The sequence below is a fragment of the Stenotrophomonas sp. genome, from assembly GCF_035634915.1.
Classification (GTDB): Bacteria; Pseudomonadota; Gammaproteobacteria; order Xanthomonadales; family Xanthomonadaceae; genus Stenotrophomonas.
Genome location: NZ_DASQCB010000021.1, coordinates 45,150 through 59,947, shown reverse-complemented (window position 1 = coordinate 59,947; position 14,798 = coordinate 45,150). Strand labels below are relative to the sequence as shown.

At 65.7% G+C, this 14,798-nt stretch carries 14 protein-coding genes; 8 read left to right on the top strand and 6 right to left on the bottom strand.

Annotation, left to right across the window (positions count from 1 at the left end; translation table 11 throughout):
* Positions 1-79 precede the first annotated feature (79 nt).
* Positions 80-436 carry a hypothetical protein gene (locus VER16_RS16480; RefSeq protein ID WP_324809768.1) on the bottom strand — a complete coding sequence of 119 codons (357 nt, stop codon included), beginning with the start codon at positions 434-436 and terminating at the stop codon, positions 80-82.
* Position 437: 1 nt separating this feature from the next.
* Entirely contained in the window at positions 438-884 is a 447-nt protein-coding gene (locus tag VER16_RS16475) for a hypothetical protein (protein ID WP_324809767.1), read from the bottom strand.
* A 371-nt stretch (positions 885-1,255) separates the two neighbouring features.
* On the opposite strand from VER16_RS16475, the gene VER16_RS16470 reads away from it, so the two are divergent.
* The 6 genes from VER16_RS16470 to VER16_RS16445 all read left to right on the top strand — a co-directional run bounded on the left by VER16_RS16470 (position 1,256) and on the right by VER16_RS16445 (position 4,957).
* Positions 1,256-2,296, top strand: coding sequence for a S41 family peptidase (locus tag VER16_RS16470; protein WP_324809766.1), 1,041 nt, complete (start codon positions 1,256-1,258; stop codon positions 2,294-2,296).
* Positions 2,297-2,345: 49 nt separating this feature from the next.
* Positions 2,346-3,389, top strand: a complete 1,044-nt coding sequence (locus tag VER16_RS16465; RefSeq protein ID WP_324809765.1) for a S41 family peptidase — start codon at positions 2,346-2,348, stop codon at positions 3,387-3,389.
* A 3-nt stretch (positions 3,390-3,392) separates the two neighbouring features.
* Positions 3,393-3,731: a hypothetical protein gene (locus VER16_RS16460; protein ID WP_324809764.1), complete on the top strand. Its 339-nt coding sequence runs from the start codon at positions 3,393-3,395 to the stop codon at positions 3,729-3,731.
* A gap of 46 nt (positions 3,732-3,777) precedes the next feature.
* Entirely contained in the window at positions 3,778-4,080 is a 303-nt protein-coding gene (locus VER16_RS16455; RefSeq protein ID WP_324809763.1) for a type II toxin-antitoxin system HigB family toxin, read from the top strand.
* Entirely contained in the window at positions 4,077-4,436 is a 360-nt protein-coding gene (locus VER16_RS16450; RefSeq protein ID WP_324809761.1) for a transcriptional regulator, read from the top strand. Before VER16_RS16455 ends, VER16_RS16450 begins: the two co-directional genes overlap by 4 nt.
* A gap of 86 nt (positions 4,437-4,522) precedes the next feature.
* Positions 4,523-4,957 carry an SseB family protein gene (locus VER16_RS16445; protein ID WP_108770003.1) on the top strand — a complete coding sequence of 145 codons (435 nt, stop codon included), beginning with the start codon at positions 4,523-4,525 and terminating at the stop codon, positions 4,955-4,957.
* 49 nt (positions 4,958-5,006) lie between these two features.
* On the opposite strand, the gene VER16_RS16440 is transcribed toward VER16_RS16445, so the two are convergent.
* Both VER16_RS16440 and VER16_RS16435 read right to left on the bottom strand, forming a co-directional pair.
* Positions 5,007-6,227: a multifunctional CCA addition/repair protein gene (locus VER16_RS16440; protein WP_324809760.1), complete on the bottom strand. Its 1,221-nt coding sequence runs from the start codon at positions 6,225-6,227 to the stop codon at positions 5,007-5,009.
* 94 nt (positions 6,228-6,321) lie between these two features.
* Positions 6,322-8,295, bottom strand: coding sequence for a transglycosylase SLT domain-containing protein (locus VER16_RS16435; RefSeq protein ID WP_324809758.1), 1,974 nt, complete (start codon positions 8,293-8,295; stop codon positions 6,322-6,324).
* A 161-nt stretch (positions 8,296-8,456) separates the two neighbouring features.
* On the opposite strand from VER16_RS16435, the gene VER16_RS16430 reads away from it, so the two are divergent.
* Positions 8,457-8,864, top strand: a complete 408-nt coding sequence (locus VER16_RS16430) for a biopolymer transporter ExbD (protein WP_324809757.1) — start codon at positions 8,457-8,459, stop codon at positions 8,862-8,864.
* 44 nt (positions 8,865-8,908) lie between these two features.
* Here the strand turns inward: VER16_RS16430 and VER16_RS16425 are convergent, their stop codons facing one another.
* The gene (locus VER16_RS16425) at positions 8,909-9,268 is read right to left on the bottom strand and encodes a hypothetical protein (protein ID WP_324809756.1); all 360 of its coding nucleotides are present in this window, start codon (positions 9,266-9,268) and stop codon (positions 8,909-8,911) included.
* A 165-nt stretch (positions 9,269-9,433) separates the two neighbouring features.
* Here VER16_RS16425 and VER16_RS16420 point away from each other — a divergent pair, with 165 nt between their 5' ends.
* Positions 9,434-12,292 (top strand): TonB-dependent receptor, encoded by a 2,859-nt coding sequence (locus tag VER16_RS16420; RefSeq protein WP_324809755.1) that lies wholly within the window; start codon positions 9,434-9,436, stop codon positions 12,290-12,292.
* Positions 12,293-12,502: 210 nt separating this feature from the next.
* Here the strand turns inward: VER16_RS16420 and fhuE are convergent, their stop codons facing one another.
* Entirely contained in the window at positions 12,503-14,665 is a 2,163-nt protein-coding gene (gene fhuE / locus VER16_RS16415) for a ferric-rhodotorulic acid/ferric-coprogen receptor FhuE (protein WP_324809754.1), read from the bottom strand.
* Positions 14,666-14,798: the final 133 nt, after the last annotated feature.

Sequence of the window (14,798 nt, the reverse complement as noted above, 5' to 3'; positions counted from 1 at the left end):
GCCGTGCCTGGCGAGGTGGCGGGTGTGCAATTCCGGTCGGTACCGATCCAAGCCGGGACGTGCGCCTTCCATCACTTCATCATGATTTCATGTACTCATAGACCAATACGTCTTTCTCGAACAGGACATGTACATACGCATCGCACGGTGAACCGTTTTCGAGCAGATCACAGTCAACCGCAAGGTCTCCGTCACCGCAGTCGTAAACCGCTATCGACGGACCTTGAAGAGCACAGTTGATCCTGGGTGGGACGGAAATAATGGTGGCGTGGTCAAAGTAGAAAGCGACCCGCTCGTACACTTCGGCGGTGACGACGTCGCTGAGATGGAAATGAGTTTGAAGCGTCTCACTGTCACGCTGGGACAGTGCTCGTACAAATTTTTCGAGCTGTGAGTATTGAGCGTCATTCAAAGGTGCATTCACATTGTTGTCCATGTCAGTCTCCATCCGATCTTCGACGCGACGGATCCACCGGTGACACCAGCGCGTCGGCGTGATCGGCCAACACAATCACCGCGTGCAGCAATCCCTCCTCCACCTGCGGTGGACACTGAGCTTCAGCATCATCCAGTTCCCGCGCGGCCTGCGCCGCCAGCAGCACGCGCCCGCACGCCGACACCGCCGCCATGCAGCGCGTGGCTTCAGCCATTCCCCGCATACGTGCGTCACTGAGCTTTCGATTCTGGCAAGGCTGCCCATCGGCGCCATGACCATGCGCGAGGCCGTACAGCCGCGCGAAGAAGGCCGACGGCGGGGCAGTTTCTTCAGCCACGCTCAATGCATCTTCCAGTGCTTTCGCCGTGGCATCGGGCAGGGCCAGGCTGGACAGCGCATCGCCCAGCAGTGACTGCGGGCAGGGATAGGTGGGGTAGGGCGTATTCATGGCGACAACCTCACAAGGCAAGGCCACCTGCGGGGTGCAAGGTGGCAGGCGGTGCGGGTTGGCGTGCCGGTCAAAATCGAAGCGAAAAAACCCGACGGACCACGAGGATCCCCACGCACCGCCCGCCATGGGCAAGCTGGTGCATTGTCGCGATTGCCGCTGAGGCGGCAACTCGATCACTTCAATGTTTGATTCAGGACGCCAATCCCGGCCAGCGCGGAGCACGCCAGCAAAGCTACCCTCGCGCTTTCATCCCGGCGGCGACATGAGCAAAGTTGTAAATCGTGGCCTCGCGGAAAGGCTGATCCCGACACACAGCGCCAGACGGAGGGGCGTATGCTGCACCTGTCACCACGACGAAGGAACGTCGAATGCTTGTTGATCTGCGCATGCGGTCCGCTGCACTGGGCGCACTGTTCTGCACCATGGCATTGGCCGCACCCGCTGCAGCCATCGAGCTGCCCACGGCGCAGGCGCGCGCCGAGCTGCTGGACACGCTGGAACGTGAGGCGCTGTACCGCGACCGGGTGGACTGGCCAGAGATGCGTGCGCGCTTGAGTGCCGCACAGGGCAACCCGGAAAAGATCCGCGACGTGCTGAAGGAAGCCATCGGCCGCAGCTCTGGAGGGCACGGTGCCTGGCTCAGCGTGGAGCGGATGCGTTCGGAGGCCACGCGTTCCGGTCGCGCCACTGCACCTGCGGCGATCACGGCATCAGATGCAACGGCGGCCGCGCAGAGTCCTGCCCTGGATCCGCGCATCGGCCAGGTGGAAATCGGCGGCTTCTCTGTCGTTCCTGGCCCGGCTGTAGTACAGCAGATGCAGGAACGCGCAGCACGCTGGCAGGCGATCATCCGCGACCAGGACACTGGCAAGCGCTGCGGTTGGATCGTGGACCTGCGCGGCAACACCGGTGGCAACATGTGGCCCATGCTGCTCGGCATGGCGCCGCTGCTGAGGATCACGAAGGAGGGTGAGGAAACGGTGGGCTCCTTCGCCACCGCCAAGGATCCATCGCCCTGGCGGTCGACCCCTTCCGGCATGCGCCTTGGCACGCGCGTGATCGTTGATCTCGGCACGCCGGGTTATCGTCTGAAGCATCCGGGCGTACCGGTGGCGGTCCTGACCGGGCCGCGTACTGCCAGCGCTGGCGAGGCGACGGTATTGGCCCTGCGCGGCCGGCCACAGACACGCAGTTTCGGTGAGCCGACTGCGGGCGTGTCCACCGCCAATGTGGTGCGCCCGCTGGTCGACGGCAGTGCACTGGTGCTGACCACCAGCGTGATGCGGGACCGCAATGGCCGCGGTGATGGGCTGAAGATAACGCCGGACCAGCACACCCGCAGCGATGCAGCCACCGTTGCGGCCGCGCAGGCGTGGTTGCTGGCCCAGCCTGCCTGCGCTGGGCGGTGATGCCGTGGGTCGCTATGCTGCGGCACTGAACACTGACAAGGATGCGTCAATGAACTCTCGTCTTCCCGCGCGCGCGATCCTGGCCGCAGCATTGCTGGTGGCCTGTGGCAGTCCGGCACTGGCAGCGCCAGTCGAGGCCGTGGAACTTCCGTCTGCCGAAGCGCTTGAACAGATGCTGCATCTGCTGGCGACCGAGTCGCTGTACCGCGATCGTGTCGACTGGCGTGATGTGCGCGCGCGGCTGGCCGCCGCAGGTGATGACCGTGCACAGCAGCGCCGCGTGCTGGATGAGGCGGCCACGCGCAGCAGCGATGGACATGGTCGATGGATATCGCCCAGCCAGCAGCGCGAACTGTCCGGCCGCGCGCAGCGTCTGAATGCCGGGCAGGGCGCTGCGTTGGCAGAATCCCCGAACGTCGATGCCCGCATCGGCGTGCTGAAGGTCGGCCCCTTCGTGGAGGATCTGCAGCGCAGCGAACAGGAGCGCTATGACGCGCGCAAGGCCTACGCGCTGGCGTTGCAGCAGCGCCTCGTCGAACTGGACGACGGTACACGCTGTGCCTGGGTGGTCGACGTAAGCAGCAATGGCGGCGGCAACATGTGGCCCATGCTGCTCGGGCTGTTGCCGTTGTTGCAGGGGACTCCTGATGCGCAGGGGGCACTGATCGGTGCCTTCCGCAGTGCCGATGGCCTGCAGTGGTGGCGACAAGGGGAAGGTGAGGTGAGGCAGGACGGCGCGCAGGGGCTGCGCTCCCGGCAGGCCGCCTATCGCCTGCGAGCGGGTAACGCACCGGTCGCGGTGCTGATGGGGGCGCGCACCGCGAGTTCGGGTGAAGCCGTTGCGCTGGCATTTCGCGGGCAGGCGGGGAGCCGCAGTTTCGGCCAACCCAGCGCAGGTTTCTCAACCGGGAATCGGCCGGTGAAACTGGTGGATGGCACCACCCTGCTGTTGACCCACAACGTCATGGCCGACCGCAACGGGCAGGGCGACGGTGCCAGGTTGCAGCCGGACCAGACCACCCCCAGCGGACCGGACACCCTGACCGCCGCGCAGGCCTGGCTGCTGGCCCAACCTGCCTGTCAAAGGGGCTGACCGATGATGCTGATCGGCCAGCAGGAGCGTGTCGTCGTGGTCGGCCCGACCGAGCCCCACCACTGCCTGCGCTGCCAGACCGAGACCGACTTCGCCCCGCAGCTGCGCTACCGCATGGCGCGCATCGACCTGCTGTTCGGCTTCGTCTACCAGCGCCGCTACGAGCTGGCCTGCACCGGCTGCGCGCATGGCTGGGTGCTGGATACCGAGACCATGGACCAGCAGCTGGGCGGGGTACCGATCCCGTTCCGGCACCGCTTCGGCCTGCCGGTGATGCTGCTGGTCGTGGCCGGGCTGGCGGTGGCCGGGTGGATGTGGCGATCAGGTGGTGGGGCTGTCTGATGGCGATCGATTTGCATATGTCCCAAATTGGGACTAGGATCTCGCCTTGAAGATACTCGCGCTTTCCACGCTCAGGTGTTACTGGGAGAAGTACCCAGAATGCGAGCAGTCTCTGAAGGCCTGGCATGACGAAGTGAGGCGCGCCGTCTGGGCGAGCCCGCATGACATCCGTGACCGCTTCGCCAGCGCCAGTTTCGTGGGCAATACACGTGTGGTTTTCAACATCAAGGGTAACAACCATCGTCTGGTGGTTGACGTCTCCTATCAGCGCCAGATGGTCTACATCAAATTCATTGGCCGTCATGCCGACTACGATCGTATAGACGTCGCGACGGTGGAGGGAAAATGAACATTCGCCCCATCCGTACCGAAAACGACTATGAAATGGCGCTGCGCGAGCTTGAGGCCTATTTCGAGAACGAGCCTGCGATCGGCACTGAAGAAGGGGATCGTTTCGAGATCCTTGCCACGCTTGTCGAGGCTTACGAAGCGAAGCACTTCCCCATCGAACTGCCGGATCCGATTGAAGCGATCCGCTTCCGCATGGAACAGGGTGGCTTGACGGTGAAGGACCTGGTGCCTTCCATCGGGCAGCTCAATCGCGTCTATGAGGTGTTGAACCGCAAGCGTGGGCTGACCCTAGAAATGATCCGCAATCTCCACCGCAACTTGGGCATCCCTGCCGAGAGCCTGATCGGTCGATGACCGTTCTCCGGGCAGCGGCTCCAGCACGTGGAGCGCACCCGCAGCCTGCTAAAGTGACACCCTGCAATCACGTACCGGAACCGACCATGGACCACGACACGCCGTTCGAACCCCTCAACGACCTGGAGGTCCGCCTGCTGCAGGCACAGGACGGTACGCTGACTGCCTCGCAGTTCCTTGATGGCCTGCTGACCGCGCCGGTGTTCGTGCTGCTGGACAAGGCCATTGGCGAGGACGGCGCCTGGGACGAGAGCATTTCGCCGCTGGTGCTGACCAGCGAGGGCGGCGAGCCGATGTTCGCGGTGTTCACCGCGCCCGAGCGTGCCGGTCTCTGGCACGAGCAGCTGCCGCAGTTCGCCCATGCCATGCCGATTGCCGTGCACGCGCTGCTGGCGGGCATTGGTGAAGGCGTGGGCCTGGTGCTGAACCCGGGCCTGGACGTGGGCATGGAGATGATCCCCGACGCCGTGGCCCAGCTGAAGGACCGCGCGGCGGCGATTACCCGCGGCATGGCGCACTGATTCCAGGGTTTTCTGGTTGCCGGCCAGCGGCCGGCACTTCCGGCGGTTATCACCGCGCGGCGGCAATCGCCTTCACCCGCGCCCTGGCCAGCGCCTCGCCAACGGCCGGGCCCTTCAGGTGGGTCAGGTCCAGATCGCGCGCCTGTACCGACAGCGCCGCCTGGTGCAGGCGCTTGAGCGTTTCGCCCTGCGGGTAGTCGCCTTCTTCAAAGCCCAGCCGGCCGCGCTTGTCGGCTTCGCAGCACAGGGCGATGCGGGCCACGCGTTCGGGGCGGCGCAGCGCGTCGCAGCGGCCCAGCAGGTCCAGCACGGTGGCATCTCGCAGCTCGTCGATGCGGTGCACGTTCAAATGCTCGCGGCAGACCGCTTCGGCCAGCTGCTGGTGCTCGGTGGGAATCTTCAGGCGCGCACACAGCTCACTGAGCGGCTTCAGGCCACGCTGCTCGTGCATGATGTGGCGCGGCCATTCTTCCGGCGGCGTCAGGCCCTTGCCGAGGTCGTGGGTCAGCGCGGCGAAGCCAACCAGGTCGTCGCCCGGTGCCAGCCGCGCAGCCATGTCGCTGACCATCTCCTGGTGGATGCCGGTATCCACTTCCGGGTGGAACTCGGCGCGCTGCGGCACACCGTACAGCGCTTCCAGTTCCGGCAGGATCGGGCCCAGCGCGTGCGCCTCATGCAGCGTGCGCAGGAAGGCTGAAGGCCGTTCGCAGACCAGCGCCTTGCGCAGCTCCTGCCACACGCGTTCGGGCACCAGCGCGTCCAGCTCGCCACTGGCGGCGACCTCACGCATCAGCGCCATGGTTTCTTCTGCGACGGTAAAGCCCAGCGGCGCGAAGCGCGCCATGAAGCGCGCCGCGCGCAGCACGCGCAGCGGGTCTTCAACGAAGGCGGGACCGACATGGCGCAGCACGCGCTGCTGGATGTCGCGCGCGCCGCCGTAGGGATCGACCAGGGTGCCATCGGCCTCATCGCAGGCGATGGCATTGATGGTGAAATCGCGGCGCTGCAGGTCTTCTTCCAGGGTGACCGCTGGATCGGCATCGACCACGAAGCCGCGGTAGCCGCGGCCGGACTTGCGTTCGGTGCGCGCCAGCGCGTATTCCTCACCGGTCTTGGGGTGCAGGAACACCGGGAAATCGCGGCCCACGGCAGTGTAGCCCTGCGCTTCCATATGCGCGGGGGTGGCACCGACCACAACCCAGTCACGGTCGCCGGCGGGACGCTGCAGCAGGCGGTCGCGCACGGCGCCGCCGACAAGATAGATCTTCATGCGGAGCATGATCGCACGGGCGTGTGCCGCCGCGCTGCGTGCTCGCCGGGCATGGCCCGGCGCTACCGGATGGGACGGCACGCCCCCGCGTCGATCAATCCCCGCCCTGGTCGGCGTCGGCCGCGCAGGTGAACGCCTTGCGCTTGTCCACCAGGCGGCCCATCAGGCGGTCACTCAGCGGCAGCGCATCGCCGTTGAGCCGCCAGTCGTAGATCACGCTGAAGGCCAGCACGCGGGCGACATACTCGCGGGTTTCCTTGTAGCTGATCGTCTCGATCCACAGGTCCGGGTCGAAGCCCGGGCGCTGGGCCTGCCAGCGTGCAGTCGGCGTCGGACCGGCGTTGTAGGCGGCGATGGTCACGTAGGGCAGGCCGTCGTACTTGTTCATCAGCTGGCGCAGGTAGGCCGTGCCGATGGCGATGTTGGTATCCGGGTCGTACAGGCTGTCGGCGCCGCCGTAGGCGGTCAGGCCGATGTTCCTAGCCACGCCCGCGCCGGTGGCCGGCAGTACCTGCATCAGGCCCATCGCATTGGCAGGCGAGCGCGCGCGCGGGGTGAAGGTGCTCTCGGCGCGGATCTCCGCGGCCACCCAGGCCGGGTCGATGGCGTTGCGCGAGGCTTCGCGGCGGATGGTGCTGTCGTGGTGCAGCGGGAAGCGCAGGTCGTACAGGCGCTGTTCCTGCGGCTGCTTGCCGAGCGCGAACACGGCGCGGTCGAACCAGCCGTTGTCCTGCGCCACGCGCACCGCCAGGCGGCGCTGGGTGTCATCGAAACGCGACAGCGCGCTGTTCCATTCGGCTACGGCCCAGCCGTTGCGGTCGATCTGGTACAGCGCCATGGCACGCTGGATGGCCGGGTCGCGGGCGACGGCGGCCTGCGCCTGCGCGCTGTCGTTGGGCTTCCACGGGCACAGCGTGTAGTTCTGCTGCAGCTTGTCGGCGGCCAGGAAGCCGTGGAAGGTCGGTGCGCGCGCGGCCGTGCGGAACAGCGGCTGGGCCTGCTGCGCCTGTCCGGTCTTTTCCAGCATGCGCCCTTCGAAATACGCCCAGCGCGAATCGTTGCGCTGCTTGCTGCCCATCTTGCGGATGGCGGTCAGCGCGGCCGCCCAGTCGCCGCGCGACATCGCTTCGCGCACGCGCCATTCGTGCAGGCGCTCGTCGTAGGCCGATTCGGGCACGGCGTTGAGCCGGCGCGCGGAATCGGGCAGGTAGGAGGCCACCGTCCACAGTGCGATCTGGTAACGCACCTGGCCCTGCTGTTCGGCGCTCAGGCCGAGTGCCTGCGCGTACTGCGGCAGCTGCTGTTCGGTGGCGCCGGGGTCTGCCTTGGCCAGCTTTTCCAGACCATCGGTGGCGATGCGCCGGCTGCGCTCGTTGCGCGGCCAGTTCAGCGCGCTGGCGTTGGGCGTGTCGACGAAGGCGGCATACGTGTTGGCCAGAGCCAGGTCGGCGGCGGGCAGACCGCGCGCGGCGCTGCGCATCACCGCTGGCTGCTGCGCATCGGCGGCCGCGTCGACGCGTTCCCAGCGCAGGGCATCGCTCATCCCACCCTGCGCCTGCAGCACGGCAAACACCGCATCGCAGGCATCGGGCAGCGATTTGCCGTTCTTCCGCCACAGGTCCTGTGCTTCGCTGATCCACTGCGGGTCGACCTTGCCGGTGGCCTGGCGGGCGGTCAGCTGGGCGCAGCGCAGGCCAAGGTTGTCGGTCGGTGCCCAGTTGGCCAGCAGGGTGGCCCAGTCCTTGCGGCGGGCCACCGAGGGCAGCCAGACGCTGCGGAAACTGTTGGCCACGGCCTGGCCGTCATAGCGCTTGAGGAAGGCCTGGGCCTGGCCGGTATCGACCGTGTCGATGTTGCGGCGCAGCTGGGCGAACTCGACCCAGCCATAGGCGGGGTGGCCGCTGAGCGCAGCGGTCTGGCGAGGATCGAGCTGGCCGCGTTCGGCTGCATCGATGGCGGCCCTGAGCTGGCCGCTCTGGGCGTCAAGTGACTGGGCGCTGGCGCAGCCGATCAGCAGCGATGCGGACAGCGGGAGCAGGGACAGGGCGGTCGAAGAGCGTCGGGTCATGGGCCCAGCATAGCGGGGCGTGCCTGAATTCAGTTTCGCATTGCGTGCACGCACCGTGGGGGCAACGGCAGCTGAATGCCGCGCCTGCGAGCACTGCCACTGGCCGGTGTGGGCGACGTACTGTCGGCTTGGGCGAACGGCCCGGGTGCAAGGAGTGGCACATGGCGTTCAGTAGCGCAGGAAAGAGCGGCCCTTTGGCGGAGATCAATGTCACGCCGCTGGTGGATGTGATGCTGGTGTTGTTGATCATCTTCATCGTCACCGCGCCGATGCTGTCGCGGCCCATCGCGGTGCAGCTGCCGCAGGCGACCGACCGGGTGGTCGACCGCCCCGACCCACCGCCACCGATCGAGCTGCGGCTGGATGCGTCCAACCAGCTGAGCTGGAATGGCCAGGCGATGGCCATCGGTGATCTGCAGGCCCGCCTGCGTACCGAAGCCGGCCAGCACGCCGGCAACCTGCCGGAGCTGCGTATCGCCACCGACCCGTCTGCCGAGTACGAAGGCATGGCGAAGATCCTGGCGGCCGCCGAGGCCACGGGAATGGAGCGGATCGCGTTCGTGCGATGACAGCAATGGGCGTCGTTGAGGGAGCGCTGCTCCCTCAGCGGCGGTCAGGGACGCGCGCCATCGCGAGGGTCGTCGGGCATCTGCTGATACAGCAGGTCCGTGTCAGGCAGCGTTGATTCCACCACCCGCAGAAATGCAGCCTGGATTTGAGCCGGAACCGGTGTTGCGTCGGCCCGCCAACGTCCTTGGGCGTCATCATATTCAACGTTGAAAGCGGTGAGCTGCACGTTCTCGAAGTCCACGATGACCGTCAGGCCCGGCCCTGACCGGATCGCTGCAGCGCTGGGGGATGCGCAGGAGTTGCATTCGATCACGCCACCGGCACGCACGCTGCCGGTGATGAACAGTGCCAGTACCGCGAAGAAGATTGCATGGACTGCGACCTGGAACGTCGCACTCTGCACCGTCGTATCCGCTATGGATACCGGCGTTTCATTCGTCAGATCCGCGTGAAAGGGTGTCGCCGGTCACGTCAATATTTTTACCGCTTGTTTACAAAGGAGACGCTGCCGCCATGCAGGGGGGAGCGCGGCAGCCCCTGTCCCGACATTCCTTTGGAGAGAGAGCGAATGAATCACCTGCATTACCGCCCCTTGGCGGTTGCCGTCGCGCTGTGCGTGACGGCCCTGACACCGCTGGCGGCATCGGCGCAGACGGCCACCAACCTGGACGCCGTGGAAGTGACCGGCACGCGCATCAAGCGCGCTGAGGTGGAAGGCCAGGTGCCGATCCAGACCCTCACCCGCAGCGAGATCGAACGCACCGGCTTGAACTCCATCGGTGAAGTGCTGCAGCAGCTCACCGGTTCCGGTTCGGCCTTGAATGCCAAGTTCAACTCATCCGGCAACTTCGGTTTCCCGCCCGATGGCAGTGGTGTCGGTGCAGGTTCGGCGCAGGTCGATCTGCGCCATCTGGGTGCCAAGCGCGTGCTGGTGCTGGTCGATGGCATCCGTTGGGTCAATGAATCGTCGGCCTCCGGCGTGGGTGCGGCCACCGACCTCAACACCATTCCGCTGGCGATTGTTGAGCGCATCGAAGTGCTGGAAGACGGCGCGTCGTCGCTGTACGGTTCCGATGCCATTGCCGGCGTGGTCAACATCATCACCCGCCGCGATTTCGATGGCGGCCAGGTCACCTTGAACTACGGCGAATACAGCAAGGGCGATGGCACGCAGAAGGGTGTGGACCTGGCCTGGGGCACGCGCGGTGATCGCTACAGCCTGTTCGTGGGCGGCAGCTGGACCAAGCAGGATCCGGTGTATGCGCGTGATCGCGCGCAGTCGCGATTGCCTGTGCCCGGCACCGGTCTGGCGCTGGGCAGCTCGGCCACGCCGGACGGCCGCTTCATCTTTACCGACCCCAATACGGGCATCACTCACGACCTTACGCCCAACGCGGGCACACGCCCGACCTATGACGGGGGCGACGGCTGTGTCCGTACCGATGGCTACCACTGCTTCGGCACCGCCGACCGTTTCAACTTCGCCGAATACAACATGGTGCTGACGCCGTCCGAGCGCAAAGGCATCTTCGGCCAGTTCCGCTTCGACATCAGTGACAACGTGCAGTGGTATGTGAAGGCACTGGGCAACCGCCGCGAGTCGACCAACCAGGCTGCGCCGGAACCGCTGTTCTTCGGTCCCGAGGCGGGTACCGGCAACCCGCTGGCGGACAACATCGTCATCTCCGCATTGAACCCGTACAACCCGTTCGGCTTCACCCTGGACTCGTCGGACAACCTGATCATGATCGGCCGTCGCCCGGTGGAAGGCGGCGCGCGCGTGTTCGAGCAGAAGGTGGATACGCAGTACGTGGCCACAGGCCTGGAGGGCAGCTTCCAGGCGGCCGACCGCCAGTGGTACTGGGACGTCAACGGCATGTACAGCAAGAACAAGGCCACCCAGACCAACTACGGCAGCTACAACATCTACAACGTCAATCTGGCACTGGGTGATCCTGCGCTCTGTGCCGCCACGCCAGGCTGCGTGCCGCTGGACATCTTCGGCGGCACCGGATCGATCACCCCGGAAATGCTGCAGTGGATCCAGCCGGTGGTACGCGACCGCAGCCAGAACGAACTGACCCTGTTCACCGCCAACCTCTCCAGCGAGCTGTTCAACCTGCCGGCCGGTGCGGTGTCCTTCGCCACGGGTCTGGAACACCGCAGGTATGAGGGCTGGTACCAGCCGGATCCGCTGACGGTGATCGGCCACTACAACGGCGTGCCGTCGCAGCCCACGTCCGGTTCCTATGATGTCAACGAAGCCTATCTGGAATTGAACGTGCCCCTGTTCGCCGCGCCTTCCTATGGCGGCAAGCTGGACCTGAGCCTGGCGGGCCGCTATTCGGATTACTCGACCTTTGGTGGCGAGTTCACCCCCAAGTACGGCCTGCGCTGGCAGGTGACCAACGACTTCGTGCTGCGCACCACCTATGCCGAAGGCTTCCGCGCACCTTCAATCGGTGAGCTGTACGGATCGGCTGCACGTGCCGACCTGCAGATCTTCGACCCGTGCTCGATCGGCCTGGGCGGCACCGCGCCGCGTGGCAGCGCGGCCAACTGTGCAGCGCTGGGCGTGCCGACCGGCTTCCAGCAGGCCAATTCGCAGATCTCGGTGACCACCGGCGGCAACCGCGCGCTGGATCCGGAACGTTCGCGCAGCTTCAGCGCCGGCTTCGTGTGGAGCCCGTGGTTCGGCAGCAACACGTCCTGGTCAGAGCGCTTCGACGTGGACGTGACGTTCTACCGCCATACCATCGATGGCGCCATCCAGGCCATCAACGCACAGACCCAGCTGGACCTGTGTGTGGATACGCTGGACCCGCTGTACTGCGATGGCATCACCCGTGCCAGCACCGGTGGCATCAACGGCTTCAACAACCGGCTGACCAACCTGGGGTCGATCAAGACCGATGGCTGGGACGTGGACCTGCACTGGACGCTGCCGCAGAGTGCAGCGGGCCAGTTCAAGATTGGTTGGCAGAACACCTTCGTGGGCCGCTACGAAGCCACCGGCGCGGCCGGGCAGAAGCAGCCGCAGGGGCCGGGCATCGAAGTGGCCGACAGCGCCATTCCCGAGTGGACCAGCAATCTGTCACTGGGCTGGACGCTGGACAACTGGAGCGCCAACTGGACGGTGCGCCATATTTCCGAGCTGACCGAAGACTGCGGTGATGCAGTGGCCTTCACGGTGTGCAGCAACCAGGCGGCCGGCACCAATACGCTGGCAGCCACCACCTTCCACGATGTGCAGGTGGGTTACAGGATCGACTGGATGAAGGGATTGCAGCTGACTGCTGGCCTGAACAACGTCTTCGACAAGGATCCGCCGATCTGCCTGTCGTGCTCGTTGAACGGTTACGACGCCTCTACCTACGACATCCCGCGTGGCCGCTACTGGTACATGCGCGCGGACCTGCGGTTCTGATGGGAGGGCGCCGCGCCGGGATCATCCCGGCGCGGCGCCTGCTGTGCTGGGGCCGGGCGGGGTGCTTGCTGTGCTTTGGTAGAGTCGAGCTTGCTCGACTGCCTTTCGCGGTTCAGTCGAGCAAGCTCGACTCTACCAGTGCAGGGTAGTCGAGCATGGCTCGGCGCCACATCCATGACGGCGCCGGGTTGCCCCGGCGCCGCGTCTGCATCAGAACGACCAGGTGAAGGTGATCGAGCCGTTGCGGCCGTCGCCGAACGCACCGTAGCCGTTGATCTGCGAGTAGTACTTCTTGTCCAGCAGATTGTTGAGGTTGGCCTGCACGCTGAACTCCGGCGAGATGCGGTAGCGCACGAAGGCGCTGACCAGCGCGTAGCCGTCCTGCTCGATGCGGCCGTAGGCCGGCACCGCGTAGTAGATGCGGTTCTGCCAGTTGGCGCCACCGCCCACGGTCAGTTCCTGCAGCGACTGCGGGGTGTAGCTGGTGAACAGCTTCAACGTGGTCTGCGGCAGATTGGTGTTGATGTCCGCATCGTTGATGTCCTTGGCCACGTAACGCGATGCACCGAAGGTGGCATTCCAGCCCGGTGCCAGTTCGCCGTTCAGCTCGAACTCGAAGCCGCGGCTGACAGTGCCGCGTGCGGCCACGTAGGCGGTTTCGCCACCGGTGCCGCCAATGACCGGCTCACCCGTGGACTGGCCGACGTTGTCCTGCTCGATGCGGAACACAGCCACCGAGGCATTCAGGCGGTTGTCGAACCAGGCACCCTTCACGCCCACCTCATAGCTCTTGCCGTCGACCGGATCGAGGTAGCTGCCGTTGCGGTCCTTCAGCATCTGCGGCTGGAAGATTTCGGTGTAGCTGGCGTAGGTCGAGTAGGTGTCGTTGATGTCGAATACCAGGCCGGCATACGGGGTGGTCACCTTGTGCGAACGATCAGCGCCTTCGCCTTCGCTCTTCCAGTCGGTGTAGCGCGCGCCCACGATCAGCTTCAGCGGATCAGCCAGCGACAGGCGTGCAGCCGCGTAGGCCGCCTTCTGGGTGATGGTGCCTTCGCTGGCCAGCGCCAGTGCATTCCAGTTCGGCTCGCTGATGTTGCCGTTCCAGTTCAGGTAGCTGGAGAAGGGATCCCAGGTCATGCCGGCGCCGCCGACCTGGTAGTCACCGTAGTTGGCGTACTCGCGCTTGTTGTAGCTCAGGCCACCCATCACCTCGTGCTTCCGGCCAAACAGCTCGAACGCGCCACTGAAGTAGCCATCCACCGCATTGACTTTGCGTTCGGTGTTGTAGAAGCCGGCCGACGGCGAAATACCGGCACCGGTGTTCCTGTCGAAGTACGAAGCGCCGGTGACCCAGTCGTTGTAGGCCGGGTAGAACAGCTTGTCGTCGGCCTTGGTTTCGTCATGGGTCGCCCCGACGCGGACCTTCCAGTCATCGTTGAAGGCGTGTTCCAACGTGGCGAAGGCGCGCTTGCTGGTGGTGTCCCAGTAGGTCCAGTTCGGGCTGGCATTGAACGATTCGTCGTAGCCGGTGCTGGTGCCATCGGAGAACAGCATCGGGAAACCGCCCCAGGTCGCGCCATTGGCACGCTTCTGCTGGTAGTCGTAACCCACGCTCAGCTGGGTATCGGGGGTCAGGTCGGCATCGATGACGGCATAACCCAGCGTCTTGTGCTGGTTGTAGCGGTCCATCTGCGCATCGGTGTCCAGGTAGCTGCCGATCACGCGGGCGCGCACCGAACCACTGGCGTTCAGCGGGGTGGTCACGTCCACGGTGCTGCGGGTGCGGCCCCAGCTGCCGACGTTCACCGACACGCTGCCGGTCAGCTCGGCGCTGTCAGCATGCTTGCGGATCAGGTTGACCGATGCCGACGGATTGCCTGCGCCGGTCAGCAGGCCGGTAGCACCGCGGACCACTTCGACGCGGTCGTACAGGGCCAGATCCAGGCCGGAATCGCCATAACTCCAGTTCTGCACCATCTGCGTGGGCAGGCCGTCGAACTGGTAGCTGTCGATGTAGAAACCACGCGAATAGAACTCGGTGCGCTCGGTGTCGGACTGGGTGCTGCTGACGCCGGTGGTGTTGCCCAGCACGTCGATGATGTCGTCGAGGTTCTGGTCCTCGATGCGCTGGTGGCTGATGATGCTGACCGACTGCGGGATCTCGCGCGGGGCCAGGTCGAAGCGGGTACCGGCCGACGTCTTGCGCACCGAGTAACCCTCGGCGCGCTCACCCTTCACCACGACCTTGTCGAGGGTGGTCGGGTCGGCAGCGGTTTCGGCGAAGGCGGCTGGCGCGGCGGCCAGGCACAGGGCGGAGAGCACCGCCGCGGACAGGCGATGCGGCAGGAGAGCAGGGGTCGAGCGGGTCATGTGGGTTCCTGGACGGGCACGTGCGTGCGTCCGACCGGCTTCCCGGATGGTCTGGCGCCGCGGCTGGTAGGGTTTCACGCCGCTGGCCGGGTCCTGCGCGGCAGGACGGTGGCTGGGCAACGCGAGGAAGGGC

Bases quoted from the DNA above. Each gene is read 5' to 3' on its own strand.
- VER16_RS16480 (WP_324809768.1), bottom strand. From the start codon at position 436: ATGGACAACAATGTGAATGCACCTTTGAATGACGCTCAATACTCACAG.
- VER16_RS16475 (WP_324809767.1), bottom strand. From the start codon at position 884: ATGAATACGCCCTACCCCACCTATCCCTGCCCGCAGTCACTGCTGGGC.
- VER16_RS16470 (WP_324809766.1), top strand. From the start codon at position 1,256: ATGCTTGTTGATCTGCGCATGCGGTCCGCTGCACTGGGCGCACTGTTC.
- VER16_RS16465 (WP_324809765.1), top strand. From the start codon at position 2,346: ATGAACTCTCGTCTTCCCGCGCGCGCGATCCTGGCCGCAGCATTGCTG.
- VER16_RS16460 (WP_324809764.1), top strand. From the start codon at position 3,393: ATGATGCTGATCGGCCAGCAGGAGCGTGTCGTCGTGGTCGGCCCGACC.
- VER16_RS16450 (WP_324809761.1), top strand. From the start codon at position 4,077: ATGAACATTCGCCCCATCCGTACCGAAAACGACTATGAAATGGCGCTG.
- VER16_RS16445 (WP_108770003.1), top strand. From the start codon at position 4,523: ATGGACCACGACACGCCGTTCGAACCCCTCAACGACCTGGAGGTCCGC.
- VER16_RS16440 (WP_324809760.1), bottom strand. From the start codon at position 6,227: ATGAAGATCTATCTTGTCGGCGGCGCCGTGCGCGACCGCCTGCTGCAG.
- VER16_RS16435 (WP_324809758.1), bottom strand. From the start codon at position 8,295: ATGACCCGACGCTCTTCGACCGCCCTGTCCCTGCTCCCGCTGTCCGCA.
- VER16_RS16430 (WP_324809757.1), top strand. From the start codon at position 8,457: ATGGCGTTCAGTAGCGCAGGAAAGAGCGGCCCTTTGGCGGAGATCAAT.
- VER16_RS16420 (WP_324809755.1), top strand. From the start codon at position 9,434: ATGAATCACCTGCATTACCGCCCCTTGGCGGTTGCCGTCGCGCTGTGC.
- fhuE (WP_324809754.1), bottom strand. From the start codon at position 14,665: ATGACCCGCTCGACCCCTGCTCTCCTGCCGCATCGCCTGTCCGCGGCG.